Source organism: Nocardioides sp. NPDC006303 (assembly GCF_040613175.1).
Taxonomy (GTDB): domain Bacteria; phylum Actinomycetota; class Actinomycetes; order Propionibacteriales; family Nocardioidaceae; genus Nocardioides.
Genome location: NZ_JBEXRR010000020.1, coordinates 1 through 24,726 on the forward strand (window position 1 = coordinate 1; position 24,726 = coordinate 24,726).

At 68.6% G+C, this 24,726-nt stretch carries 23 protein-coding genes; 10 read left to right on the forward strand and 13 right to left on the reverse strand.

Annotated features, from left to right (window positions below; translation table 11 throughout):
* Positions 1-143 precede the first annotated feature (143 nt).
* From ABZY89_RS16355 to ABZY89_RS16380, 6 genes are all read right to left on the reverse strand, one after another.
* Positions 144-1,091, reverse strand: coding sequence for an RNA polymerase sigma-70 factor (locus ABZY89_RS16355; RefSeq protein WP_355228819.1), 948 nt, complete (start codon positions 1,089-1,091; stop codon positions 144-146).
* A 79-nt stretch (positions 1,092-1,170) separates the two neighbouring features.
* Positions 1,171-2,028: a phosphatidylinositol-specific phospholipase C/glycerophosphodiester phosphodiesterase family protein gene (locus tag ABZY89_RS16360; RefSeq protein ID WP_355228821.1), complete on the reverse strand. Its 858-nt coding sequence runs from the start codon at positions 2,026-2,028 to the stop codon at positions 1,171-1,173.
* 97 nt (positions 2,029-2,125) lie between these two features.
* Positions 2,126-2,497: a MauE/DoxX family redox-associated membrane protein gene (locus ABZY89_RS16365; protein ID WP_355228823.1), complete on the reverse strand. Its 372-nt coding sequence runs from the start codon at positions 2,495-2,497 to the stop codon at positions 2,126-2,128.
* A complete protein-coding gene (locus ABZY89_RS16370) occupies positions 2,494-3,693 on the reverse strand; it encodes an FAD-dependent oxidoreductase (RefSeq protein ID WP_355228824.1) in 1,200 nt (399 codons plus the stop codon). Before ABZY89_RS16370 ends, ABZY89_RS16365 begins: the two co-directional genes overlap by 4 nt.
* A gap of 98 nt (positions 3,694-3,791) precedes the next feature.
* The gene (locus ABZY89_RS16375; RefSeq protein ID WP_355228826.1) at positions 3,792-5,804 is read right to left on the reverse strand and encodes a family 20 glycosylhydrolase; all 2,013 of its coding nucleotides are present in this window, start codon (positions 5,802-5,804) and stop codon (positions 3,792-3,794) included.
* 214 nt (positions 5,805-6,018) lie between these two features.
* Entirely contained in the window at positions 6,019-6,591 is a 573-nt protein-coding gene (locus ABZY89_RS16380) for a TetR/AcrR family transcriptional regulator (RefSeq protein ID WP_355228828.1), read from the reverse strand.
* Positions 6,592-6,757: 166 nt separating this feature from the next.
* On the opposite strand from ABZY89_RS16380, the gene ABZY89_RS16385 reads away from it, so the two are divergent.
* The 3 genes from ABZY89_RS16385 to betT all read left to right on the forward strand — a co-directional run bounded on the left by ABZY89_RS16385 (position 6,758) and on the right by betT (position 12,221).
* Positions 6,758-8,260, forward strand: coding sequence for an aldehyde dehydrogenase family protein (locus ABZY89_RS16385; protein ID WP_355228830.1), 1,503 nt, complete (start codon positions 6,758-6,760; stop codon positions 8,258-8,260).
* 5 nt (positions 8,261-8,265) lie between these two features.
* The gene (betA, locus tag ABZY89_RS16390; protein WP_355228832.1) at positions 8,266-10,002 is read left to right on the forward strand and encodes a choline dehydrogenase; all 1,737 of its coding nucleotides are present in this window, start codon (positions 8,266-8,268) and stop codon (positions 10,000-10,002) included.
* A 71-nt stretch (positions 10,003-10,073) separates the two neighbouring features.
* Complete coding sequence (gene betT, locus ABZY89_RS16395; RefSeq protein ID WP_355228834.1) at positions 10,074-12,221, forward strand: choline BCCT transporter BetT; 2,148 nt, start codon at positions 10,074-10,076, stop codon at positions 12,219-12,221.
* Here betT and ABZY89_RS16400 read toward each other — a convergent pair.
* From ABZY89_RS16400 to ABZY89_RS16410, 3 genes are all read right to left on the reverse strand, one after another.
* The gene (locus ABZY89_RS16400; protein WP_355228836.1) at positions 12,202-12,771 is read right to left on the reverse strand and encodes a Uma2 family endonuclease; all 570 of its coding nucleotides are present in this window, start codon (positions 12,769-12,771) and stop codon (positions 12,202-12,204) included. The two genes, betT and ABZY89_RS16400, sit on opposite strands and share 20 nt — an antisense overlap.
* A gap of 564 nt (positions 12,772-13,335) precedes the next feature.
* A complete protein-coding gene (locus ABZY89_RS16405; protein ID WP_355228838.1) occupies positions 13,336-14,610 on the reverse strand; it encodes a DUF222 domain-containing protein in 1,275 nt (424 codons plus the stop codon).
* A 401-nt stretch (positions 14,611-15,011) separates the two neighbouring features.
* Positions 15,012-15,407 (reverse strand): hypothetical protein, encoded by a 396-nt coding sequence (locus tag ABZY89_RS16410; RefSeq protein WP_160024036.1) that lies wholly within the window; start codon positions 15,405-15,407, stop codon positions 15,012-15,014.
* Between the two features lie 106 nt (positions 15,408-15,513).
* Between ABZY89_RS16410 and ABZY89_RS16415 the strand changes: the two genes are divergently transcribed.
* From ABZY89_RS16415 to ABZY89_RS16435, 5 genes are all read left to right on the forward strand, one after another.
* Positions 15,514-16,728 carry a cupin domain-containing protein gene (locus tag ABZY89_RS16415; RefSeq protein WP_355228840.1) on the forward strand — a complete coding sequence of 405 codons (1,215 nt, stop codon included), beginning with the start codon at positions 15,514-15,516 and terminating at the stop codon, positions 16,726-16,728.
* A complete protein-coding gene (fahA, locus tag ABZY89_RS16420) occupies positions 16,725-17,927 on the forward strand; it encodes a fumarylacetoacetase (protein ID WP_355228842.1) in 1,203 nt (400 codons plus the stop codon). The genes ABZY89_RS16415 and fahA overlap by 4 nt, the downstream gene beginning before the upstream one ends.
* Positions 17,924-18,313, forward strand: coding sequence for an acyl-CoA thioesterase (locus ABZY89_RS16425; RefSeq protein WP_355228843.1), 390 nt, complete (start codon positions 17,924-17,926; stop codon positions 18,311-18,313). Before fahA ends, ABZY89_RS16425 begins: the two co-directional genes overlap by 4 nt.
* A gap of 52 nt (positions 18,314-18,365) precedes the next feature.
* Positions 18,366-18,887, forward strand: coding sequence for a pyridoxamine 5'-phosphate oxidase family protein (locus ABZY89_RS16430; RefSeq protein WP_355228845.1), 522 nt, complete (start codon positions 18,366-18,368; stop codon positions 18,885-18,887).
* Positions 18,888-18,988: 101 nt separating this feature from the next.
* The gene (locus ABZY89_RS16435) at positions 18,989-19,243 is read left to right on the forward strand and encodes a hypothetical protein (protein WP_355228847.1); all 255 of its coding nucleotides are present in this window, start codon (positions 18,989-18,991) and stop codon (positions 19,241-19,243) included.
* A gap of 6 nt (positions 19,244-19,249) precedes the next feature.
* On the opposite strand, the gene ABZY89_RS16440 is transcribed toward ABZY89_RS16435, so the two are convergent.
* The 3 genes from ABZY89_RS16440 to ABZY89_RS16450 are packed head-to-tail and all read right to left on the reverse strand — an operon-like array spanning position 19,250 to position 22,750.
* Positions 19,250-20,821, reverse strand: a complete 1,572-nt coding sequence (locus ABZY89_RS16440) for a long-chain fatty acid--CoA ligase (RefSeq protein WP_355228849.1) — start codon at positions 20,819-20,821, stop codon at positions 19,250-19,252.
* 10 nt (positions 20,822-20,831) lie between these two features.
* On the reverse strand, positions 20,832-21,965 hold the full coding sequence (locus ABZY89_RS16445; RefSeq protein ID WP_355016986.1) for a DUF5938 domain-containing protein: 1,134 nt from the start codon (positions 21,963-21,965) through the stop codon (positions 20,832-20,834).
* Positions 21,966-21,967: 2 nt separating this feature from the next.
* Entirely contained in the window at positions 21,968-22,750 is a 783-nt protein-coding gene (locus ABZY89_RS16450) for an SDR family oxidoreductase (protein WP_355228851.1), read from the reverse strand.
* Between the two features lie 139 nt (positions 22,751-22,889).
* Here ABZY89_RS16450 and ABZY89_RS16455 point away from each other — a divergent pair, with 139 nt between their 5' ends.
* Complete coding sequence (locus ABZY89_RS16455; protein ID WP_355228853.1) at positions 22,890-23,558, forward strand: TetR/AcrR family transcriptional regulator; 669 nt, start codon at positions 22,890-22,892, stop codon at positions 23,556-23,558.
* On the forward strand, positions 23,555-23,806 hold the full coding sequence (locus ABZY89_RS16460) for a hypothetical protein (RefSeq protein WP_355228854.1): 252 nt from the start codon (positions 23,555-23,557) through the stop codon (positions 23,804-23,806). Before ABZY89_RS16455 ends, ABZY89_RS16460 begins: the two co-directional genes overlap by 4 nt.
* Positions 23,807-23,809: 3 nt before the next feature.
* On the opposite strand, the gene ABZY89_RS16465 is transcribed toward ABZY89_RS16460, so the two are convergent.
* Positions 23,810-24,676, reverse strand: a complete 867-nt coding sequence (locus ABZY89_RS16465; protein ID WP_355228856.1) for a hypothetical protein — start codon at positions 24,674-24,676, stop codon at positions 23,810-23,812.
* Between the last annotated feature and the right edge of the window lie 50 nt (positions 24,677-24,726).

The window sequence follows — 24,726 nt, forward strand, 5'->3', positions numbered from 1 at the left end:
GTGCAGAACGCGCTCCGTGGGGCCGCAGACTCCCCGGGCTACCCGACCACGATCGGCACACCCGCGGTACGTCAGGCACCGATGGGACCGTGTTGGTCTCGACACGCTCGGCCGCAGGCGGCCTCGCGGCTCGACCAGCGGCGTCAGTGCCCGCGACGGTGGCGGTTGCGGCGGCGTACGACGTCCTTCAGGTCGGCGACCGGGCCCAGGTGGCCCAGCTTCTCCGGGTTGGTGACCGAGCGGATCCGCTGGATCTGGCCGTCGAGGATGTCGAGGGTCCAGGTGCCGAGGATGGCACCGTCGGCGTCGCGCAGGATGGCGCCCGGCTCGCCGTTGAGCTCGCGCTGCTCCAGGCGAGCACCGATGGCGAGCAGGGGCGGCACCGCCGCGATCAGGATGCGCGCGGCCTTCTCCGCACCGAACCGGCCGCCGGCGCCACCGGCGACACCACCACCGTCGTTGACGGTCTCCACATCGGCCGCCAGCAGTGCCTGGAGCTGGTCCAGGTCACCGTCGCGCAGCGCCTCGAAGAACCGGCTGGAGAGCTCGACGCGCTTGCGCCGGTCGGCCTCGAACCGCGGCTTGCCCTCGTCCATGTGTCGCCGCGCCCGGGAGGCGAGCTGACGGCAGGCGGACTCGGAACGGTCGACCGCCGCGGCGATGTCGGCGAAGCCGAAGTGGAAGACCTCGCGCAGCACGAAGACCGCCCGCTCCAGCGGGCTGAGCCGCTCGAGCAGCAGCAGCGCCGCCATCGACACCGAGTCGGCCAGCTCCGTCGCGCGCTCCGGGCTGGCGTAGAGACCCGCATGGTCATCGACGTGGGTGTCGGTCGGCAGCGGCTCGGGGAACCACGGCCCGACGTACGTCTCCCGCCGCACGCGCGCGGAGCGCAGCACGTCCAGGGAGATCCGGGTGACCACGGTCGACAGGTAGGCCTTGAGCGAGTCGGGCTGCGTCGAGGTCCCCTCCAGTCGGAGCCAGGTCTCCTGCACCGCGTCCTCCGCCTCGGTCACGCTGCCGAGGATCCGGTAGGCGATCGAGAACAGCAGCGGTCGCAGCTCCTCGAACTCGATCTCGGTCTCAGGTGTCACGGTCGTCCTCCCTCGGGTCAACATCTTCCACCCTTGGGACGAGACCGCGCCCTCGACTGTGACATCAACCGGGCGATGCCTAGTCGTTGGCGGTCAGGAAGGCGTCCAGATCCTCGAGGTCGTCGGTGTTGATGTGGTCGACCCCGGCTGCGAGCAGCTCGGTCCAGACCGCCTCACGCGCGGCGCCGTCGGTGTCCGGCGTCGCCCAGAAGCGCACCCGGTAACCCTGGGTGTGAGCGTGGTCGACGATCTCGTGGAGCTTGCGGCGCTCGGTCTCCGGCATCGGGCCGATGCCCTGCCAGACGAACACCTTGGTCCAGTTGTCGCTGACCAGCGGCATCAGCGAGGCGGGCATGCCGGAGCGGAGGTCACTCATCCGGCCGTCGTAGAAGCTGAACCGCTCGGTCGCGCTCCGCATCGTCTCCAGCGGCCGGTCACCGCTGATGACCGCCTCGACCGGACCCTCCTTGACGGTGCCGTTCTCGTAACGGGTGAAGAGCTCCTCGTAGTCTCCGAGCTCCTTCTCGATCGCCGCGTAGGTCGCCTCGCCGGTGTTCTTGATGTCGATCAGGAGCTGGAAGGTCCCGTCGTAGCCCGGGTAGACGTCGCGTCCCTTGCCCCTGACGAGCTTCTTGAGCGGAGCGAGGTAGAGACGCTCCAGCGTCCGCGCCGGGTCGAGGTCCTCCGCGTCGTGCGCCACCAGGAGCTCGCCGTCGACCAGCCACACGTCGGCCTCGACGCTCGTGAAGCCGTGCTCCAGGGCGTCGAGCAGCGGACGCTCGTGCTCGTAGTCGTTGTGGGCATGCGCCTGCGCGTGCGGCGTACCGAGCTCGGCGGAGGGCCGTGTGGATTCGGTCGTGCTCGCCGTGGCGGCGGTGGGGGAGAGGAATGCCGCCGCGGCGAGCACCGCGGTCAGCGAACGGACGAAGGTACGCATCAGGATCTCTTTCGGTGAGGGTGGCCCTCAACCTGGCCGGACCGCGTGATCCCGTGGCAACCGTCGTACGTCCCCTGCCTGAACTCCTCCCGAAGGCTCAGCCGAGGCAGACGAAGAGGGCCAGCCCGGCGTATGCGAGGTTGACGAAGCCCCGGGTGACGACGCCGCCGGTGGTGTCGCTGAGGCGGGAGGCACCGGCGGCGTGGCGGAGGTCGTCGAGGTGGACGAGCGTGTAGGCGAGGAACATCAGCACCGCCACGCCGGCCGCCCAGGGGCGGATGGCCGGGACCAGCAGGCCGATCCCGATCACCACCTCGGCGACCCCGGAGGCGTACACCGTCAGCCGCTTGGCCGGCCACCACTCCGGAACGAGCGGCTCCACCTTGCTCGGGGTGAACAGATGGGCCACCCCGACGACGAGCAGGAGCGCGGCCAGGAGCCAGGCGACGACGGTGACGGCGAGACTCACAGGCTGGGCTCCCGGACCAGTGGTGTGGCCGCTGCCGCCTGGACGCGTGCGGCGCGCGACCCGTCCTTGAATCCGATCGCGGAGCCCGGGTGACGCGCCTCCATCCCCAGAGCCCAGACCGTGCTGCGGCAGACGATCTCCTTCACCTTCGCCGCGGGCATTCCGCGGAGGCGGGCGCCCACGGCCGAGTCGTCGCGGCGGGCGAAGTTCACCAGGCCGAGCCCGCGTCCGATGCTGATGCACTGTCCCACGAAGCCGATGCTGATCGGTTCGGGCGTGGCGCCGGCGAGCCGGCTCAGCACCGTCTCCGCGGCCAGCGGCCCGAGCTGGTTGGCGGCCTGGCAGCTCATCCGGTACGCCAGTCGCGAGGGCGCCGAGGCATCTCCGGTCGCGACGATCCGGTCGTCGTCGATGCTGGTCAGCGTCTCGTCGGTGACCAGCCGGCCGACCTCGTCGGTGGAGAGCCCGCTGCGGCGCGCCAGGTCCGGAGTGGTGAACCCGGCGGTCCAGATCGTCACCGAGCTGCTCAGCTCGCGGCCGTTGTCGAGACGTACGCGGCCGTCCAGCACCTCTGCCACCCGGGCACCCTCGACGATGCCGACGCCGAGCCGCCGCAGGGCGCGCTCGGCATCGGCGCGGCCCTTCTCGTGCAGCCACGGGCCGAGCCTGTCGCCGCAGATCAGAGACACGTTCCGGCCCGCCTCGGCGAGCTCGGAGGAGACCTCGATGCCGGTCGGTCCGCCGCCGACGACGACCACCGGCGCGTCGGCCGGCGTCGTCTCCAGCGCCGCCTTCAGCCGGGTCGCCTCCTCGTAGGTCGAGATGCCGAAGGCATGCTCCTGCGCTCCCGCCACCTGCGTCTCGCCCGTGCTGCCGACGGCGTAGACCAGATAGTCGTACGCCACCTCCTCCCCGTCCTCGAACGCGACCGTCCGCGCGGCGGCATCGATGGCACTCACCGTGCCGACGTGCAGACGGACCCGCGGACTCAGGATGTCGGCGTAGGCGACCACCGCCTCGGACGAACCGGCGACCAGCTGGTGCAGCCGGATCCGCTCGACGAAGTGGTCGCGCGAGTTGACCAGGGTGATGGCGATGTCGTCGCGCTTGGTGAGCCGGTTGGCGGCCATCACACCGGCATATCCGCCGCCGATGACCACGACCCGGCTCCTGCTGAAGGTTCCTTGGTTGCTCATACCCCAAGGACACCGGTCCAGCGAGGTCTGTGACATCGGGCGGTTGTGAAGCCGAGAGTGAGCCATAGGTCACTCTCGGCTTCACGACCTCCACTCGGTCAGGAAACCGTGATGGTGAACCTCGCCCTCGAGCCGTCGGAGGCCGTGATCGTGCCGCGATACGTCCCCGGGGAGTCGTACGCATGAGCGGCCGTCACCGCATAGACCCCGGCAGCGTGAAGCGAATCCCGGGGTTCAGACACGGTGAACCGTGCGGGGACCGGAGCCGACCCGTCCCCGAAGTCGACCGTCGCCGTGAGCGGTGCGGTCAGCGACGAGCCACCGGTGCTGTCCGCGTCGTCGACGTCGTCGACGGTGACCGCGGTCCCGTCCGTCTTGGTCCCGGGGGCGGCGAGCAGTCCGACCGACACCGATCCGGCCGATCCGACCGACAGCGCAGCATCGGTTCCGGCCAACTCGGTCGACCAGGCGATCTGCGGCCCGTCGTAGAAGTTGGTGCCGGCAGCGGCCAGTCGCGGACCGACGGAGGCGAGCCGCGCCGCGAAGTCCGACGGCGAGCGCAGCGACTCGGCGGTCCAGCCGGTCTCCCCGTGCGCGAGGATGCGCGGGAAGATCATGAACTCGGCCTGATCGACGCCCCGGATCGTCTCGGACCACAGCGGCGCCTCGGTGCCGAGGATGTGCTCGTCCCCGACGCCCGCGATGACCTCCTGCGGGCTCCAGTCGTAGTAGTGCGCGACGTCGCAGTCGCCGGAGCACGCCCAAGAGAGCCCGATCGGCGTCTTCGGGTGATACTTCATGTCGAGGTAGGACATGTTGCCCGGCGAGACGAGCAGCTTGGCGCCGTCCTCGATGACGGCGCGTTTCGCGTGCTCGGTCGTGCCGGCCCAGTACTGAACACCGTCACCCGCGGTGAGCCCGGATTCGGCGTACTCGTTCCAGCCGATCGTCTTCTTACCGAGTCCGTGGACGATCGCGAGCGCCCGCTCGACGAACGCCACGTAGCCGGCGTGGCCATAGCGCTGCGTCATCGCATGCGACTCGTCGCCGCCGACGTGCAGGAACTCGGACGGCGTGAGCGCAGCGAGCTGCGAGAAGACGTGCTCGATGAAGGTGTAGGTCACCTCGGAGGTCGGATCGAGGTAGGAGTAGCCGACGTCGATGGTCCCGTTGTGTGGCGCGACCGGCTCGTCCTCGGTCGCCGGGTGGCTCGACCCGGCGGTGTTGAGCTGCGGGATCGAGGCCAGGGCGGCATTCGTGTGGCCAGGGATGTCGATCTCGGGGATGATCTCGATCTCGCGCTCGGCGGCATACCGCACCAGCGAGCGGTAGTCGTCCTGGGTGTAGAACCCGGTGTGACCGTCGGCGCTCTGATACGGGTTGCCGAGCACCGCGGTCGCTCCCGAGACCCGGGTCAGCGCCGTGTAGTCGATGTCGTCACCCGCCGTCCGACCGGAGTTGGTGATGTCGATCCGCCATCCCTGGTCGTCGGCCAGGTGCATGTGCAGCACCGAGATCTTGGCCGCCGCCGCGGCGTCGATGACCTGCTTTACCTCGTCGACCTCGAGGAACGAGCGGGCAACATCGAGCATGAGTCCGCGATAGCTGAATCGCGGCGCGTCCAGGATCGAGACCGCTGGCACCGTCCACGTCTTGTTGACGCGCGAGGGAGACGCGGCGAACGCCGGCAGAAGCTGCCGAAGCGTCTGGGTACCGTTGAACAGCCCGTGGCGACTCGCCCCGGTGACCCTGACCCCGTTGGCCGTCGAGGAGATCTTGTACGCCTCCGGGTTGCCCCCGACCTCGCCGAACCCGGCCCCGGGGTCGACGGTCAGGACGACATCGCGAGGGGTCGGCCTGCCGGTGACGACCGGGAGGTCGAAGCCGGTCGCCGGGCGCAGTTCGGCGGCCATGAGGGCACCGACCTCGTCGGCGTCAGTGCCGCGGGCGACGATCCGCGACTGCTCGGTCAGGACGAAACCGGGACCGCCCTTGGCGCTCACCTGGAGCGGCTTCGGCACCAGGCCGGGCACTGGGGTCTCGGCCTTGCCCAGGTGTTCGGCCCGGGGTTGAGCTGCGGCGGATGTCGTCGTCGAAGTGGCGATGAGCATCGTGGCGACGCCGACTGCCAACGCCGTTGTCAGAATTTGGATAGAGCCCGAACGAATCATGCGCATGCCTCCATCAGCGGCCAACTCGGTCAACCATCGAGGCTAACGGCGTCGGCGCCGCAGCGTCGCGAAATCAAGCGATCGGGGTTCGATCTCTGTCCAGGACCCGGCGGTGTGACATCGACTGGAGCGATCCGCGTCGCGGTCGCGCCGATCAGGCCAGAGCGGCGACGGCGTCCGCCAGATCGTCGACGGACTGGGCGCGCTCCGGGAGGCTGCCGTCGGGACCCAGGCTGAGCTGGAAGCCCATGAAGGCGGCGTCGATGACGTGGGCTGCCCGTTCGGCGACGGCGGGACCCACTCCGGACTTGTTCAGATGCGCGATGAGAACGCCCATCCACAGTGTGTTGGCTTCGCGGACCGCCGAGACGTACGGCTCCCTGCCGAAGAGACCGAGTGCGGCCGCCTCCACATAGATCCGGCTGCACCGGTCACCCTCCATCACCGCCCAGAGGTCATAGACAGCGGATCGCAGGTCCTTGGAGGGCTCGAGCCCGGCTACCTCGGCGACCGACCGCTTGTTGGATGTGCGGAGCACATCGGCGACCAACTGGTCCTTGGTGCCGAAGTGGTAGAGCAGGACCCGGTTGCTGGTGCCCAGCTCGGCGGCGAGCGGGCGCAGGCTCAGGCCGATCAGTCCGTGCTCGTGGACGTAGTCGGTCGCCAGCTCGGCCCAGGCAGCGCGGCGCTGTGGATCTTTCGCGGGCGCGGTACCAGCGGTCGTCATGCGGCGACTGTAACAACTGCCGAAGCCATTTGTATCAGCTGCAACAAATTTGTACCACCTGCAACAACTTTGTCCTCCCAGCCCTTGACCTGGCCCTTCAGTCGGCGCAGGATCATTTGCAATTCACCCGCGGTTGCCTGTTGAGCAACCCGACGTCGGAGGTTGCATGAGCCAGATCTACATCGACGGGCGCTGGTTGCCTGCACAGTCGGGCGAGCAGCGGGAGATCCGCTGTCCCGCCGACGGCGCGGTCGTCGGAACCGTTGCGGAGGCTGGAGCCGAGGACACCCGGGCCGCGATCGCCGCGGCGCGGAATGCCTTCGACAGTGGCGAGTGGCCGGCGACGCCGGCGCGGGAGCGGGGCGACCTGCTGCTGAGGGTCGCCGATCTCCTCGAACGGGACACCGCGGTCATCGCCCGGGCGGAGTCGCTCGACACCGGGAAGCGGCTGGTCGAGAGCGAGTACGACGTCGCCGACGTGGTCTCGGTGTTCCGCCACTTCGGGCACGTCGCCACCGAGGACGCCGGGCGCGTGATCGACAGCGGCAACCCTGCTGTGAAGAGCCGGATCGTGCACGAGCCGATCGGGGTCTGCGGGCTGATCACCCCGTGGAACTATCCGCTGCTGCAGGTCGCCTGGAAGGTGGCGCCGTGCCTGGCCGCGGGCAACACGTTCGTGCTCAAGCCCAGCGAGATCACGCCGCACAGTGCGATTCATCTGATGAAGGTGCTCGAGGAGGCCGGCCTGCCGGCTGGTGTCGCCAACCTGGTTCTCGGCGAGGGTCCGACCGCCGGCGCCCCATTGTCCGAGGACCCCCGCGTCGACCTGGTCTCCTTCACCGGTGGCCTGGCCACCGGCAAGCGGCTGATGGCCAACGCCGCGGCGACGGTGAAGAAGGTGGCCCTCGAGCTCGGCGGCAAGAACCCCAACATCGTCTTCGCCGACTCCGACCGCGAGACCGCGCTCGACTTCGCGCTGACCGCCGTCTTCCTGCACTCCGGCCAGGTCTGCTCCGCCGGCGCGCGGCTGATCATCGAGGAGTCGATCAAGGACAGCTTCGTCGACGAGCTGGTCGCTCGGGCCGAGCAGATCCGTCTCGGCGGCCCCTTCGACGAGAGGGCCGAGACCGGCCCGCTGACCAGCAGCGCCCACCGCGACAAGGTGGAGGCGTACGTCGCGAAGGGTCTCGCCGAGGGTGCCACCCTCCGCACCGGTGGCAAGCGCCCCGACGACCCCGCGCTCGCCGACGGCTTCTACTACCTGCCGACGATCCTCGACGACTGCACCACCGACATGTCCGTCACCCAGGACGAGTCCTTCGGACCGGTTCTGACCGTGGAGACCTTCACCGACGAGGACGACGCCGTCCGCATCGCCAACGACTCCATCTACGGCCTCGCCGGCGCGGTGTGGACCTCCGACGCCGGTCGCGCCGAGCGGGTCGCCGCCAGGCTCCGGATGGGCACGGTCTGGATCAACGACTACCACCCCTACGTGGCCCAGGCCGAGTGGGGCGGCTACAAGCAGTCCGGGATCGGGCGCGAGCTCGGCCAGGCCGGGCTGGAGGAGTACCGCGAGACCAAGCACATCTGGCACAACATCGACCCGAGCCCGCAGCACTGGTTCGCCCCGACCTCCCAGAAGACAAGCACCGCCGAGGAGAAGTGAAGACGATGACCCAGACCTATGACTACGTGATCGTCGGCGGTGGCTCGGCCGGCTCCGCGCTCGCCAACCGGCTCAGCGCCGACCCGTCCACGAAGGTTCTGGTCCTCGAGGCCGGTCACAGCGACTTCAAGATCGACCCGTTCATCCACATGCCCGCGGCGCTGCCGTTCCCGATCGGCTCGAAGCTCTACGACTGGGGCTACGAGACCGATCCTGAGCCTCACCTCGGTGGCCGGAAGGTCTACCACGCGCGCGGCAAGGTGCTCGGCGGCTCGAGCTCGATCAACGGGATGATCTTCCAGCGCGGCAACCCGATGGACTACGAGCGCTGGGCGGCCGACCCCGGCATGGAGACCTGGGACTACCGCCACTGCCTGCCCTACTTCAAGCGCATGGAGAGCCGCTTCCTTGAGGACGGCACCTCCGGCGCCGACCAGTGGCGCGGCGGCTCCGGGCCGCTCCACCTCGAGCGCGGTCCCGCCTCCAACCCGCTCTTCTCGGCGTTCTTCGAGGCCGCCCAAGAGGCTGGCTACCCGCTGACCGACGACGTCAACGGCTACCGCCAGGAGGGGTTCGCCCCCTTCGACCGCAACGTGAAGGACGGGCGCCGCTGGTCGGCCGCCCGGGCCTACCTGCACCCGGTGATGAACCGCCCCAACCTCGACGTCGAGACCTTCGCGTACGCCACCAAGATCCGTTTCGACACCTCCGGTGACGTCCCGCGGGCGACCGGCGTGGACTACGTACGCGGTGTCGGCCGGGCGCGCCGGGAGCACACCGTCAGCGCCGCCGAGGTGATCTGCTGCGGCGGCGCGATCAACACGCCCCAGCTCCTCCAGCTCTCGGGCGTGGGGGAGGAGTCGCTGCTGCGGCAGCACGGGATCGACGTCGTGCACAACCTTCCCGGCGTGGGGGAGAACCTCCAGGACCACCTCGAGGTCTACATCCAGTACGCCTCCAAGCAGCCGGTCTCGATCGCGCCCGGTCTGGTGTGGCACCAGCGGCCCAAGATCGCCTGGCAGTGGCTCTTCCAGAAGAAGGGCCTGGGCGCGACCAACCACTTCGAGGGCGGCGGGTTCGCACGGTCCAACGAGGACGTGGACTGGCCCAACCTGATGTTCCACTTCCTGCCCATCGCGATCCGCTACGACGGGTCGATGGCGCCCGGCCAGGAGAAGGGCCAGCACGGATACCAGGTGCACATCGGCCCGATGTACGCCGACACCCGCGGGCACGTGCGGATCAAGAGCGCCGACCCGATGCAGAAGCCATCGATGCTCTTCAACTACCTCTCCACCGCCACGGACCGGAAGGAATGGGTGGAGGCGGTCCGGGTGGCGCGCGACATCCTCAACCAGCCTGCGTTCGCGCCGTTCAACGCCGGCGAGATGTCCCCGGGGCCGAGCGTGGAGACCGACGAGGAGATCCTCGAGTGGGTCCGCAAGGACGCCGAGACCGCGCTGCACCCGTCCTGTACAGCCGCGATGGGGACCGGCGAGATGGCCGTCACCGACCCCACCTCGATGAAGGTGCACGGCACCGAAGGCCTACGGGTCGTGGACGCGAGCGTCTTCCCGTACGTCACCAACGGCAACATCTACGCGCCCGTGATGATGGTCGCGGAGAAGGCGGCCGACCTGATCGCCGGCAACACCCCGCTGGCGCCCTCCGATGTTCCCTACTACCGCCATCGGGACGACTCGCCGCTGTGGCCTGCGGGGGACCCGCGCAACCAGTCCTGAAATCCAATCGTGACCCGAACCGGCACCGGGTGGACTAGCCTGCCGGGCACCCCAACCGGAGGAGACAGCTCATGCCGGAGACAACCGACCCGTCGCGCACGCCCCTGGGTGAACCCGCAGCAGACCCAGACGACATCCCGACGACGAAGCCGGAGCTGAACAAGACCGTCTTCTTCGGCTCCGCCGGGGTGGTGGTCGCGTTCACGCTCTTCACGCTGCTCGCGCCGGACGCCTCTGGCGCCGCGATCGGGCGCGTCGTGGGGTGGATCTCGACGTACTTCGGCTGGTGGTACTTCGCGCTCGCCGCTGCGCTGATCGCGTTCGTGCTGTTCATCTGTCTGTCCCGCTACGGGCGGATCCGGCTCGGCCCGGAGGAGTCCCGGCCGGAGTATTCGATGTTCACCTGGACGGCGATGCTCTTCGCGGCCGGGATCGGCGCCGACCTGATGTTCTACTCGGTCGCCGAGCCCGTCTCGCAGTACCTCACCCCGCCGACCGGCGAGGGCGGCACCATCGCCGCCGCCGAGCAGGCGGTGGGCTGGACGCTGTTCCACTACGGCCTGTCCGGATGGGCGATGTACGCCGTCATGGGCATGGCGCTGGGCTACTTCTCCTTCCGCCATGGGCTGCCGCTCTCGATCCGTTCCGCGCTCTACCCGATCTTCGGCAAGCGGGTCCACGGGCGGTTCGGTGACGGCATCGACATGGCCGCGGTGCTCGGCACCATCTTCGGCATCGCCACCTCGCTCGGCATCTCGATCGCCCTGCTCAACGCGGGTCTCAACGTTCTCTTCGGCATCCCCGAGGGCCGTGGCGCGCAGGTCGGCCTGGTCGTGGTCGCGGTGCTCCTCGGCACGATCTCGGCCGTCTCCGGGGTCGACAAGGGCATCCGCCGGCTCTCCGAGCTCAACGTGCTGCTCTCGCTGGCGCTGATGCTCTACGTGCTCTTCTCCGACAACACCGCGTTCCTGCTCAATTCGCTGGTGATGAACCTCGGCGACTATCTCGTGCACCTGCCCGGGATGAGCTTCGACACGATGCCGTACGACACCGTCGAGAACCCCGACGTCGGCGTCTGGAAGAACCTGTGGACGCTCTTCTTCTGGGCCTGGTGGGTGGCCTGGTCGCCGTTCGTCGGGTTGTTCCTGGCGCGGATCTCGCGCGGTCGGACGATCCGGCAGTTCCTGGTCGGCGTGATGATGATCCCGTTCGGGTTCATCCTGCTGTGGGTCTCGATCTTCGGCAACAGCGCGCTCGGCCGTATCCGCGGCGGCGACGCCGAGTTCGGCGAACTGACCAACGCCAACTACGCGCAGGGCTTCTACGCCTTCCTCGACAACTACCCGGGGGCGATCGCGCTGGTCGCGCTCGCCACCATGACCGGCTTCCTCTACTACGTCACCTCGGCCGACTCGGGCGCGCTGGTGATGGGCAACTTCACCTCGCGGCTGCCGCACCCGATGGCGGACTGCTCGATCCCGGTGCGGATCTTCTGGTCGGTCGCGATCGGCGCGCTGACCCTCGCTCTGATGTTCGCCGGCGGTGATGCGTGGCTGACCACGCTGACCAACGCGACGATCATCATGGGGCTGCCCTTCTCGATCGTGCTAGCCCTGGTCGCCGTGGGACTCCACCGCTCGCTACGGCTGGAGTCGTTCAAGACCGCGAGCGCACGCTACTCGTTCCCGGGCGCGATCTCCTCGGCCCGCCTCGCCGGCGCGGGCGAGGGCGGCGTACGTCCTTCGCTCGCGCAGCGGTTGCGCCGCTCGGTCACCTATCCCACCGCCAGGGACACCGAGCGATTCATCGGCACGGTCGCGAAGCCGGTCCTCGACGAGGTCGCCGCCGAGCTGTCCTCACACGGGCTGACGTCGGTGGTGACCGAGACCAAGGCCGTACGCGGCGTCGCCGGCGTCCAGATCCACACCGACCTGGAGGACGCGCCCGCGTTCGTCTACAAGGTCACCCCGCTGCCGTGCCCCGCTCCGACCTTCGCCGTCGGCCGGGTCACCGGCGACGTCTACTTCCGCGCCGAAGTCCACCTCGCCGAGGGCACCCAGGGCTACGACGTCAACGGCTACTCACGCGAGCAGCTGATGGGTGACGTCCTCGACCAGTACGAGCGCCACCTCTCCTACCTCCACCTCGTCCAGCAGGAGCAGCTGCCCGGCGAGGTGCCCGAGGTTCCGGCGGCGGACGTCAGCGGAGCAGATCGGTGAGGTCGATCTTGACCGGGAACGGCACCGGGACGTCGAGCCGGTCGCGGAAGATCCCGATCGGGACGTAGGCCTTGGTGAGGTCGTCGCGCTCGTAGACATGGATCGCGGGCGCGCCGTCCTCGTTCTCGATGCGCCAGTAGTGGGAGATCCCCGCCTCGGCGTACTTCTGCGGCTTCACCGCCCGGTCGCGGTGCTCGGACTCCGGCGAGACCACCTCGACCACCAGGACCACAGAATCGGCATCGTAGAACGACGCCTGGTCGGAGATCCGCGCCGTGCTCACCAGCACGTCCGGCTCCGGCCGATTGCGCCTGTCGAGCACCACCGTCAGCTCCCGATCCACCTCGAACCCGTCCGGGGCCTGCGCCGTCAGCGAGTTGGTCAGGGCCGTGACGAGCCGACTGTGCCAGCGGCGCTGCGGTGACATATTGAAGACCAGGGCTCCGTCGATGAGTTCGGTATGACGCGGTGCCTCGACGAGCATGTCGAGGTCTTCGGAGTACCAACCCTCCTCACGGGGAGGGTGCATCCAGTCGGGCAACGCGGTCATGTTTCGAGGATACCGCCTGTTGTTGGGGTCGGTGGGCGGGCTTTGTCGTCCTGGTTTGGTCTCGAGAGGCCGCGGGTAAGTGGCCGTGGCTTCGTTTCAGTGTTTCGCCGCCGACCCTTGGTTCGATTGTTTCTCGATCGCGCACCGCGTCAAGGACGGCCTTCGGCCGCCGGCTTCGCCGGTCGCCTCCGGCGATCCCTGACCCGGCGCGCGATCGAGAAAGATTTGGCCTGTATCGGTTCGGCGGCGAGGGTGTGGCGCAGCGGATTCGGTTGGGTGCGGGCTTGGGGGCCGTGGCTGGTCGTTCGCCGAGCGGCTCAGTGCCTGGTCGGCGCCTACGGCAGTGGGCGAGACCTTGTGAACCGTTCACAAGTGAGCCGTGGCTTCGACCGGGTCGGGTTCGGTGCGGCCGGGCCACGAGTTCCCCACTGATCCGGAGAGTTCCCCACGTATGCGGAGCTTCCCCACCCTCCGGAGCGTGGGGAACCTTCACCACAGTGGGGAGATGTCCCCGCCAGCAGGGAAACGGCGAGTGTGGAGTCGAGAGGCTCCCAGCGCAGCCGGTTAGGGGCGGCGGGTGAACCGGATGGTGCCATCGGGTAGTCGCTCATGGGTGTAGGCAGGGTTGTGCGCGAGACGGTGATGGTGAGGGCAGAGCAGGGCGCTGTCTTTCAGGTTGGTCTTTCCGCCGGCGGCCCAGGGTTCGAGGTGGTGGGCGTCGCACCATTCGGGTGGCATGTCGCAGCCTTCGGCCTGGCAGCATTTCTGCTGGAGTCGCATGGCCTTGCGTTGGATGGGCTGGAAGAACCTGCTGCCTCGACCGGCGTCGAGGACCTCGCTGTCGCCGCCGAGGACCCAGGGGATGATGGTCGCGTTGCAGGCCATCCTCCGGGCTTCGGCCGCGGTGATGGTGGTGCCGTTGGTTTCGTCGTAGCCCAGGGTCGCGGTGCCGAGGTCCTTGCGGAGCTCCTCGAGGCTGATGACCACGTTGATGGCGGTGGCGTCGCCACCGTGCCGGGGCAACGCTGCGGGGTCGATGGTCTCCAGGAGCCGGGCGAAGCCTTGGCCCATCAGTCGTTCCCACGGCGGCAGGGGCGCGCCCTTGGCGACGAGTTGCTGCTTGCGGGGTTGGGCGTAGGCCTCGACCAGTCGCTTGAATCTCATCCCGATCGAGGTGGGGAGGACGCCGTCGAACCCGATGGTGCCGTCGTGGTTGTCCCAGACCCGCAGTGCAGTCTTCTGGTTGGCGCGTTCTTCCTCAGCCAGCAACGCCTTGGCCTCGGCGTCCTCGAACCGGGCCGGATCGACCTCGGCCAGGATTCGCTTGCCGACGATGTGGAGCTCGTTCGCGGTCAAATGGGTGGCGTAGTCGACCAAGAGCTTTTCGGCCAACACCAGGTCCTCGGTACTGGCGACCGGATCTGCCTCGATCTTGTCGAGTGCGTTGGTGATCACCCGGGCTTTGTCTTGGGAGAGGACACCTTCAGCGAGACGGGCGGCGACGAGGTCGTACTTCGCGACACTGGTCGCGAGCTTGATCTGGGACCGGGCGATGCCTTTGTCGACGAGCAGTTCGGCGCGCATCCAGGCGGAGGGGTCTTTGGCGCCGGTCTCTTCGGCGATGTCGCCGGCAGAGGCGAGGATCCGGAGTTTCAACGCGGCCACCTTGGCCTGGACCTTCTCGAGTCGTGTCAGCCGGTCCTTCTTCTGGCTGGTGCGCCAGTAGGCGGGGTCTCTGGTCACGAGCTTGTCGAGGGAGGATTCGATGGCGCTCAGCTCGGCGTCGATCGCATCATCGGGGTTGGTTCCCCACGGGTTGATGTCGCGTTCGAGACTCATCGTTTCCTCCCTTCGAACGGGTGTTGTGATGGATCTGATTCTACGCTTCTCGCACCTACCTGGCTATCTATTTATGCAGGTCAGAGGCCGTTTCGCGATGAGCGAACGACCTAGCATCTGTGGATGGTAAGTGGCCCGAAGGGCCACCCTTCCACCCCGCCAACCTCACCTGTCCCAAACAAGAATCCGCTGCGCCACACCCCGGCCGCCGCCCCGATAGCCAGCCAAATCTTTTCTCGATCTGGTCCGGAGTCCAGGACCGCGAAGCGGCCGGCGAAGCCGGCGCCCGAAGGGCGTCCTTGACGCCGGAGCAGATCGAGAAGACCCTCCAAAAACGGGTCGGCGGCCCAGGCCAACCCCGAAGAACAGCCACTCAAGAAGGGGTGAAGACCGACCCAGACTCACCCGAAGTCGATGAGCCGCCCATCCTCATGCATCACACAACCCCGCCCGATCCAAGCAACCGCATGTTCCTTGTCCCCGACAGCGATATGCGAATAGCTAGGCGGAACCCAGACGAGCTCGTAGTCGACGTCACCGAGCGCCGCCTCGGTAGCCCGGACAGCATCGTCGGAGGGGTCGAGGGTGCGTACGGCCTGTTCGACGGAGTCGAAGTATTTCCGGCCGGCCTCGGAGAGCTCCTTGGCGCACCAAGCGCACGTGCCCAGCGTCTCGATCTGCGCGGCGGTGGCCCTGATCGGGGCGTCGAGGCCGAGGAGCTGGGGGCAGGCCCGGACATGCAGGAGACGACCCGTCGCGTGTGCGACGAAGAGGGTCTCGGGGGTGTCGGAGGGCATCTCCGGAGCCTAGGGGAGGGAGGCATGCCCCGGGAGGTACCTGGGGCGAATTCAGGACGTTCGACCCCCGTGATCGCTGTGGTCCAGGTCACGTACGATCCGGGGTATGGCGCATTACCAACAGCGCGGGCACATCCCGCCCAAGCGGCACACCCAACACCGCGACGGAGAAGGGAATCTCTACTACGAAGAGCTCATGGGCGAGGAGGGGTTCTCCTCGGACTCCTCCCTGCTCTACCACCGCCACATCCCCTCGGCGGTGAAGGACGTACGCATCTGGGAGCTGCCCGACCATGGCACCACCCCCAACCACCCCCTGCGCCCGATGCACCTCGGGCTTCACGACCTCTTCCCTGGTGAGGAATGGAAGCGTCACGACGCGGTGACCGGGCGTCGGCTGGTGCTCGGCAACGGCGACGTACGTCTTCACTATGCGGTGGCGGGGGAGGCCTCGCCGCTCTACCGCAACGCGATCGGTGACGAGTGTGTCTACGTCGAGTCCGGGACCGGCGTCGTCGAGACGGTCTTCGGCGACCTGATGGTGGGGGAGGGCGACTACGTGGTGATCCCGCGTGCCACCACCCACCGCTGGGTGCCGGTCGGCGACGCTCCGCTGCGGGTCTACGCGATCGAGGCGAACTCCCACATCGCCCCGCCGAAGCGCTACCTCTCCCGGTTCGGCCAGTTCCTCGAGCACGCCCCGTACTGCGAGCGGGACCTCCGGCTCCCGACCGACCCGCAGACCGTGGACGCGCCCGAGGCGGAGGCCCAAGGAATTGAGGTCTACATCAAGCACCGCGGCCCCGGCGCCGGCGGCATCGCCGGCTCGGTCCACGTCCTCCCGCACCACCCGTTCGACGTCGTCGGCTGGGACGGCTGCCTCTACCCGTACGTCTTCAACATCGCCGACTACATGCCGATCACCGGCAAGGTCCACCAGCCGCCGCCCGCCCACCAGGTCTTCGAGGGCAACAACTTCGTGATCTGCAACTTCGTGCCCCGCAAGGTCGACTACCACGAGCTCGCGGTGCCGGTGCCCTACTACCACTCCAACGTCGACTCCGACGAGGTCATGTTCTACGTCGGTGGCGACTACGAGGCCCGCAAGGGCTCCGGGATCGGCATCGGCTCGATCACGCTCCACCCCGGCGGCCACGCCCACGGGCCGCAGCCCGGCGCGATGGAGCGCAGCCTCGGCGCGGAGTTCTTCGACGAGCTCGCGGTCATGGTCGACACCTTCCGGCCCCTGGAGGTCGGTGAGGCCGGTGCCACGGTCGACGACGGCAAGTACGCCTGGACCTGGGCGGGAGGCCGCCAGTGACCTCGTGGTTGGACATCAACAACAGTCAGTTCGGCCTCGAGGCGCTTCCGTACGCCACCTTCCGCACCTCCACGGATCCCACCCCGCGACTCGGGGTGCGGATCGGTGACCTGGTGCTCGACGTCGCCGCGGCGGCCGAGGACCTGGCCGGGCACTGCGAGGGCGGCCTCGACGGTCTGCTCACCGCGGGTCCGGAGGTGTGGGCGCAGGTGCGCGCGGAGGTGACAAGGCTGCTCAGCGACCCCGCCTGCGAGGCCGAGACCAGGCCGCACCTGGTGCCGATCGAGGACGCCGACCTGCTGCTGCCGTTCACGGTGGCCGACTACGTCGACTTCTACGCCTCCGAGCACCACGCGTCCAACGTCGGGAAGATGTTCCGCCCCGACTCCGACCCGTTGACGCCCAACTGGAAGCACCTGCCGATCGGCTACCACGGCCGCTCCGGCACGGTGGTCGTCTCCGGCACCGACGTCGTCCGGCCGACCGGGCTGCGGAAGACGCCCGACGGGATCGTCGACGGCCCCTCGATCCGCCTCGACATCGAGGCCGAGCTCGGGTTCGTGGTCGGCGTCGGCTCCGAGATGGCCCACCCGGTCCCGCTCGCCGGGGCCGCCGACCACATCTTCGGGATCACGCTCCTCAACGACTGGTCGGCGCGCGACATCCAGGCCTGGGAGTACGTCCCGCTGGGCCCGTTCCTCGGCAAGTCCTTCGCCACCTCGATCTCGCCGTGGGTCCTCCCGCTCGCCGCACTCGAGGCAGCACGGGTTCGGCCTCCGGAACGAGACGTTCCGCTGGCCGGCTACCTGGACGACTCGGCGCTCGAGCCCTGGGCCCTCGACCTCGCCCTCGAGGTCCGGCTCAACGGTTCACTGGTCTCCGAGCCTCCGTTCGCCACCATGTACTGGACCGCGCCGCAGATGCTCGCGCACATGACCGCCAACGGCGCCTCGCTGCGCGTCGGCGACCTGTTCGCCAGCGGCACGATCAGTGGCCCCGAGCCGGGCCAGCGCGGCTCGCTGCTCGAGCTCAGCTGGTCGGGGGCCGAGCCCTTCAAGCTGGACGACGGGTCGGTGCGTACGTTCCTGGAGGACGGCGACGAGGTGACCATCACCGCCACTGCACCGGCGCCGGGCGGCGGCCGGATCGCTCTCGGCGAGGTCAGCGGGCGGATCCTGCCCGCGAAGGAGCGGCCGTGACGACGGTCTACGAGTTCACGCCCCGCTACCTCGAGATCGACCAGCAGGGGGTGATGTTCAACGGCTGGTACCTCACCTACGTCGACGAGGCGATGACCCACTTCATCGACACCCGCGGGGTGCCGTACGGCCGCTGGCAGGAGCTGGGCGTCGACGTCCAGCTCGCCCACGCCGACCTGGACTGGAAGGCCGGTATCGGCTTCGGCGACCGCGTCCAGGTGCCGGTGCGCACCACCCGGATCGGCACCAAGAGCTTCACGCTCGAGTTCGAGTTCCGCCGGGGCGAGGACGTCGCCTGCGCCGTGTCGGTCGTCTACGTGGTCGTGGCTGCCGACGGCTCGGAGTCGACCGCCATCCCGCCGGAGATCGCCGCCGCGATCGAATAGTCGCGCAAGAACGGTCAAGCGAACCCGGAGCCGTCGGTGTGAGACTCGTCGTGTGCTCGAGACAGACGAAGAGATCGCCGACCTGCAACGCCTCCTGGACGCCTCGATCGGCCGCGCGAGCGGCCATCTGACCGGCATCGTCAACGACCAACAGCGCCTGAATGCCCGTCAGCTCGTCACCGAGCTGACGGGCATGAAGGTGCTGGTGCTGGCCACCGTGACCGCCCGCGGTGAGCCGCGGACGAGTTGCGTCGACGGCCATTTCGTGCACGGTCGCTGGCTGTTCGGGACCTCTCCCACCGCGATCAAGGCCAAGCACATGCTCGCCCGCCCCGCAGTCAGCGCGACCCACGTCGATGGGGAGCGCATCGGCGTCTTCACCCACGGCACCGCGCACGTGGTCTCCGAGGGGCCGGAGTTCGAGGAGCACAACGCCTACTTCACCAAGTTCTACGGCTCGGACCCGCAGACCTGGGAGGGACCGGGTGTCGTCTACGCCACCATCGAGCCGAGCTGGATGGTCGCCTATGCCGCCGAACCGGCCTCATTTCCCGACCAAACGAACGCAGACTGAGGATACTGACAGAAAACGGTGAGCGAGAGGGGACTTTTCTGACAGCGACGAGGCGGAGCGTGGTGGGTGTCCGATACGAAACACCCACCAAGGAGACCATCATGAAGCTCACTCGAATCGCTGCCGCCACCCCGCTCGCCGCTGCCCTGATCGCCGGCGGTGCCATGGCGACCTCGGCATCCGCCTCGACCACCGAGGGCGGCTGGGAGTACACCGGCCGCGACTTCTACTGGCAGGACGACTGCGCCGCCGCCGGTGCGGAGATGCTGGAGGACGGCGACATCACCGCCTGGCGGTGCGACGGCTCCGAGTCGCCCTTCGACGACTACTCGCTGTTCGTGATCTGGGCGGCCTGAGCGCTTTCAGGGCCGAGTCGGCGCATCCGCCGACTCGGCACCACTAACAAGGCTCTTCTTGATCTCGGTCTTGAGCACCTTGCCGACCTTCGAACGCGGCAGGTCCGGCCAGACCTCGATCTGCTTGGGGGCCTTGACCGCGCCGAGCCGCTCCTTGACGTACGCCTTGAGCTCGGCGACGTCGACCTCGGCGCCGGGCCGGGGCAGGATGACGGCAGTGACGCGCTCGCCCCACTTCTCGTCGGGAAGCCCGATCACGGCGCAGTCGGCGACGGCGGGGTGGGTCATCAGCGCCTGCTCGACCTCGGTCGAGTAGACGTTGAAACCACCGGTGATCACCATGTCCTTGGCGCGGTCGACGATGTGCAGGAACCCGTCCTCGTCGAGGAAGCCGATGTCGCCGGTGTGGTGCCAACCGTGCGCACTCGCCTCCGCGGTCGCCTCGGGATTGTCGAGGTAGCCGCGCATGACCAGCGAGCTGCGTACGACGATCTCGCCACGTTCACCGGAACCGAGCAGCGCGCCGCGCTCGCCCATGATCGACACGGTCACCAGCGGTGCCGGACGACCAGCCGAGGAGAGGCGTTCGGTGGCGACGGTGCCGTCCTCGTGGAAGTGGTCGGCGGGCGCCATGGTCGCGATCATCATCGGCGCCTCGGTCTGCCCGAACAGCTGCGCCATCACCGGACCGATGCGAGTCAGCGCCTCCTCCAGACGCGTCGCCGACATCGGTGCCGCGCCGTACCAGAAGCAGCGCAGCGACTCGAGGTCGGTCGACTTCAGCGCCGGGTGGTCCAGCACCAGGTAGATCAGTGTCGGCGGCAGGAACGTATGGGTGACGTGGTGGTGCTCGATGTGCTCGAGGAACGCCCCCACGTCCGGCGTACGCATCACCACGATCTTGCCGCCCAGGCACAGCACCGGGAAGCAGAGCACCCCGGCGGCATGGGTGAGCGGCGCGAGCGCGAGATAGGTCGGACGCTCAGGCGCCCCCGGCCACGGGTAGGCCATCAGGGTGATGGCCGACATCGTCTCCAGGTTGGCGCCGGTGAGCATGACGCCCTTGGGCCGCCCGGTGGTCCCGCCGGTGCCGACGACCATGGCGAGGTCGTCGATGTCATCGGCCGGCTCGAACACCTCGTCGGCAGAGCCGAGGAAGTCGTCCCAGCCGATCGCCCAGTCGTAGGTCGCGTCGAGACAGACCAGGGTGGTCAGCTCCGGCAGATCTCCGCGGATCTGGTCGACCAGGCCGGCGAAGGCCGACTGGAAGATCAGCGCCGAGCAGCCGAAGAGGTCGAGAAGCTCCCGGTTCTCCGCCGCCTCGCTGCGCGGGTTGATCGGGCACCAGACGCCCCCTGCACGACTGATCCCGAAGACGGAGGCGAAGGCGACCGGGTCGTTGGCCGAGAGGATGGCGACCTTCGCGCCCGGGGCGACGCCGCGGGCCCGCAGGCCCGCGGCGACGCGCACCGAGAGATCGACGACCTCGGCGTACGACCAGGTCTCCTCGCCGCAGACGAGACAGGGCGCGTCGCCTCCGAGCGAGGCACCCTTGTCCAGATAGTCGACGAGCCGCATCCGGCCGCCCTCAGCCGCGCTGCCGGGTCACGACCGGCTCCGAGACCAGCCCGAAGGCCTGCAGTTGGCCGAGGAGCTCGCGGTGACCGAACGCCTGGCAGCCCGAGGCGAAGCCCACTCGGCGAGGCGGCTGCTGCAGCAGCGAGTAGGCGACGTACGCCTGCAGCAGTCCGGTCTGCTTGTAGTTCTGGTTGCCGTGGATGACGCAGTGCGCGCGCCCCAGCGGGCCGGAGGCGTGCACCGAGTCGAGCGACTTGTTCAGCCGCGGGTTCTCGCGCGGCGGCATCTGGTTCATCACCTGGGCCGCAGTGGCGGTCAGCGCCTCGTCACGCTGCTCGGCGTCCATGTCCTTGGTCGCCTCCAGCGCAGCCGCCACGATCTGCGGCACCCCGTTCATCAGCGCGGCGTTGAAGACCCCGCCCTGGGCCTTGCAGCTGGCCACCTTCGGGTCGCGGCGATACCAGACCGGGTGCGAGGTGCCGCCCCAGGGCAGCGAGAGCGCCAGCTCGTGCTGACCCGGCACCACCAGCGGGACCAGCCCGGCGGTGGGGTCGAACTCGACGTACGCGTTCTGCTCGAGGTAGTGCGCCTTCGAGGTCGCCGCGTTGACCAGGATCGTGCGGGTCGAGGCGATCGTGGGGGAGCCACCCCAGAAGACCGCGATGTCGAGGGTGTCGAGGCCGGGCTGCTCGAGGCAGATCTCGGCGGCGATCTCGCCGGTGGTGTACATCTGCGCGATGCCCGGCGCGAGCAGCAGGCCCTTCTCGGCGAAGCCCTCGCTGTAGGTCTCGTCGCAGGTGATCAGCCAGTCCTGCTCACCGGTGGTGTCGGTGTAGTGGACCCCGGCGGCCAGCGCGGCCTGGACGACCTCCGGACCGTACTGCGAGAACGGGCCGACGGTGTTGAGCACGACGCGTGCGCCGGTGAGCAGCTCGGTGAGCGCCTCGACGGAGTGCTCGACCTCGGCGATCTCGTAGTCGGCGGTCTCGATGCCGGGCACGTTGGCGGCCATGGAGGCGACCAGCTTGTCCTTGGAGCGGCCGGCGGCCACGAACGGCACACCGAGCTCGCGCAGGTATTCGCACACCAGCCGGCCGGTGTAGCCGGAGGCGCCGTAGACGACGACAGGCTTGTTCTGGCTCATGTTCACATCCCCATTCCGCCGTCGACCGCGAGGCCGACTCCGTTGACGAAGGCCGCCTGGTCGGAGGCCAGGAAGACGACCGCGTTGGCCATGTCCTCGACGGTGCCGAGGCGTCCGGACGGGGTCAGCTCGACGACGCCGCCGACGGCCGCCTCCGGCGACTCGAAGAGACCGAGCTGGGCGACGTCGTTGGCGAGCCCGGCACCCATCTCGGTCGGGACCAGTCCGGGGTAGATGCAGTTGACGCGTACGCCGTAGCCGAGCTTGCCGCTCTCCATCGCCGCCACGCGGGTCAGCCGGTCGACGGCGCTCTTGGTGGCCGAGTAGACCGAGATGCCGGGGAAGGCGATGGTGGCCGCGACCGAGGCGACGTTGACGATCACGCCGCCGTTGCCGGCGGCGCCGTCGGGCCGCATCGTGCGCAGGCCGTGCTTGAGGCCGAGGGCGGTGCCGAGCACGTTGACCTCGAGCATCTTCTTCACGTGGTTCGGGTCGAGCTCGGTGATCAGGCTGGTGATCTCGACACCGGCGTTGTTGACCAGGATGTCGAGCCCGCCGAGTGCGTCGACCGCGGCGGCCGCGCCCGCCTCCCAGGAGGCGTCGTCGGTGACGTCGAGGTGCACGAAGGTGCCGCCGATGGACTCGGCCACCTTGGCGCCCTGGTCGTCCTTCAGGTCAGCGACGGCAACCTTGGCGCCGGCCGCCGCGAGCGCTCGGGCCATTCCCTCGCCCAAGCCTTGGGCACCGCCGGTGACGAGTGCTGTGCGTCCACTCAGATCGGTCATCTGTGACTCCTTCGTCGCTGTGATCGGGCTCACAGACAATCGCGAATCTTGACGAGGGTCAAGATTTCTCTTGACGATTGACTAGAAAATGGTCCGGATGGCATCGAACGACGCACGGGAGGGGGTATCGTTGCCGCCCATGACCCAGGTCGCCGCACCCAAGTCGCCTCGCCGCACGCCCGCCGACAAGCACGACGAACGCCGCAAGGCGCTCGCCGAGTCGGCGCTGCGTACGTTGGGGGAGCTGGGCTACGCCCGCGCCAGCCTGCGGGAGATCGCCAACAACTCCGAGTTCAGCCACGGCGTCGTGCACTACTACTTCAACGACAAGCTCGAGCTGATCGTCTACTGCGTGCGCTACTACAAGCAGACCTGCGTCCATCGCTACGACGGTGTCGTCGCCGAGGCGACCTCTCCCGATGACCTCGTGGTCCGCTTCGGCGACAAGCTGGTCGAGACGATCGTCGAGGAAGCGCCGATGCACCGGCTCTGGTACGACCTGCGCTCGCAGTCCATGTTCGAGGAGAGCCTGCGCGAGGCGGTCACCCAGATCGATCAGAGCCTGGAGGACATGATCTCCCGGGTCGTGAGCCGCTACGCCGAGCTCGCCGGCACCGAGCCCGCGATCGCGGCGCCGGTGGCCTACGGGATGTTCGACGGCATCTTCCAGCAGGCGCTCCTGGGCTACCTCAACGGTCGCGACGGCGCCCTGGAGGACCTGCGCAACCAGGTCGTCGGGCTGATGCCGATGCTGCTGGCGCAACGCTCCGACATCACCACCAGCCACATGGCGGGCGAGCTGCCATGACACCGATGATCGGCCTGCCCACCGGAGCCGAGTGGGCTTCCCTGATCGGTGGCATCCTGCTGCTGCTGGTCTGGCTCGCACTCACCGTGTGGTGGCTGGTGATGCTGGTGCAGGCCCTCCGGACACCGGACAGCGTGTGGGCCGCGGCCGACCAGAGCAAGATCCTCTACGTCCTGCTCATGATCTTCCTCGGCTGGCTCGGGGCGCTCCTCTACGTCGTCATCGCCCGGCCCAGGCTCCGTTCCTGAGCCTCACACGACCATCGCGACCACGGCGGCCGCGGCGAGGATCGTCGCGGCGACGCGTACCCTCCCGATCGGCTCGTGCAGCACCAAGGCAGCCGAGAGCGCGACCCAGATCAGGCTCGAGCTGCGCACCGCCGCCACCAGCGAGACCGGGGCGTGCAGGGTGGCGTAGAGACTGAGGACGTACGAGGTGGGGATCAGCACCGCGAGCACGGCCACGGTCCGCGCGTGGGTCCTGGCCTGGCGCAGTCCCTCGGCGTACTTCCCGTGCACGATCACGCTCCACAGCACCACCTGGATGACCGTGCCGACCGCGTAGTAGGCGATCGGGTCGAGGCCGCGCTCGACAACCACCCAGCCGTCGTAGGTCGTGTAGCCGGCGATCGAGACGGCGATGCATGCCGACCACAGCAGCGGCTTCGCCTGCAGCGAACCCCGGGTGCGGACGGTCTCGAACAGCAGCGCCCCGACCGCCGCCGCCATCAGGAGTACGCCACCCCACTGCGCCCAGCTCAGCCACTGCCCGAGCACCACCATGCCGGTGAGCGCCACCACGACCGGGGCCAGACCGCGGGAGAGCGGGTAGATCTGGCTGACGTCGAAGTCCTGGTAGGCGACCTGCACCAGGCCCATGGTCAGTGCGTGCATCGCCGTGCTGCCGAGCGAGAGCAGGAGGAGCTCCCACGTCACCGCGATGCCGTGCCCGCGCACGATCATCACCACCGCGGTGACCGTGACGACCAGGCAGCTCTCCACGATCGCCACCGCCCACAGCGCCGGTCTCCCCGCGGGTGCGATGGTCTTCGACGCCGTGTTCCAAGCAGCGTGGGCGATCGCCGAGCCCAGGGCTAGAACGACTCCGAGCAGCAGCATTCGGGTGAGCCTACGGCGTCGCTGCACGCATCGTGGCCGGACTGCTCCTA

Coding starts and splice junctions, on each gene's coding strand:
- ABZY89_RS16375 (WP_355228826.1), bottom strand. CDS start 5,804: ATGCTCATCGCCACTTCGACGACGACATCCGCCGCAGCTCAACCCCGG.
- ABZY89_RS16465 (WP_355228856.1), bottom strand. CDS start 24,676: ATGCTGCTGCTCGGAGTCGTTCTAGCCCTGGGCTCGGCGATCGCCCAC.
- ABZY89_RS16410 (WP_160024036.1), bottom strand. CDS start 15,407: ATGCCCTCCGACACCCCCGAGACCCTCTTCGTCGCACACGCGACGGGT.
- ABZY89_RS16385 (WP_355228830.1), top strand. CDS start 6,758: ATGAGCCAGATCTACATCGACGGGCGCTGGTTGCCTGCACAGTCGGGC.
- ABZY89_RS16435 (WP_355228847.1), top strand. CDS start 18,989: ATGAAGCTCACTCGAATCGCTGCCGCCACCCCGCTCGCCGCTGCCCTG.
- betA (WP_355228832.1), top strand. CDS start 8,266: ATGACCCAGACCTATGACTACGTGATCGTCGGCGGTGGCTCGGCCGGC.
- ABZY89_RS16450 (WP_355228851.1), bottom strand. CDS start 22,750: ATGACCGATCTGAGTGGACGCACAGCACTCGTCACCGGCGGTGCCCAA.
- ABZY89_RS16415 (WP_355228840.1), top strand. CDS start 15,514: ATGGCGCATTACCAACAGCGCGGGCACATCCCGCCCAAGCGGCACACC.
- ABZY89_RS16445 (WP_355016986.1), bottom strand. CDS start 21,965: ATGAGCCAGAACAAGCCTGTCGTCGTCTACGGCGCCTCCGGCTACACC.
- ABZY89_RS16360 (WP_355228821.1), bottom strand. CDS start 2,028: ATGCGTACCTTCGTCCGTTCGCTGACCGCGGTGCTCGCCGCGGCGGCA.
- ABZY89_RS16380 (WP_355228828.1), bottom strand. CDS start 6,591: ATGACGACCGCTGGTACCGCGCCCGCGAAAGATCCACAGCGCCGCGCT.
- ABZY89_RS16440 (WP_355228849.1), bottom strand. CDS start 20,821: ATGCGGCTCGTCGACTATCTGGACAAGGGTGCCTCGCTCGGAGGCGAC.
- ABZY89_RS16455 (WP_355228853.1), top strand. CDS start 22,890: ATGACCCAGGTCGCCGCACCCAAGTCGCCTCGCCGCACGCCCGCCGAC.
- ABZY89_RS16370 (WP_355228824.1), bottom strand. CDS start 3,693: ATGAGCAACCAAGGAACCTTCAGCAGGAGCCGGGTCGTGGTCATCGGC.
- ABZY89_RS16400 (WP_355228836.1), bottom strand. CDS start 12,771: ATGACCGCGTTGCCCGACTGGATGCACCCTCCCCGTGAGGAGGGTTGG.
- ABZY89_RS16460 (WP_355228854.1), top strand. CDS start 23,555: ATGACACCGATGATCGGCCTGCCCACCGGAGCCGAGTGGGCTTCCCTG.
- betT (WP_355228834.1), top strand. CDS start 10,074: ATGCCGGAGACAACCGACCCGTCGCGCACGCCCCTGGGTGAACCCGCA.
- ABZY89_RS16405 (WP_355228838.1), bottom strand. CDS start 14,610: ATGAGTCTCGAACGCGACATCAACCCGTGGGGAACCAACCCCGATGAT.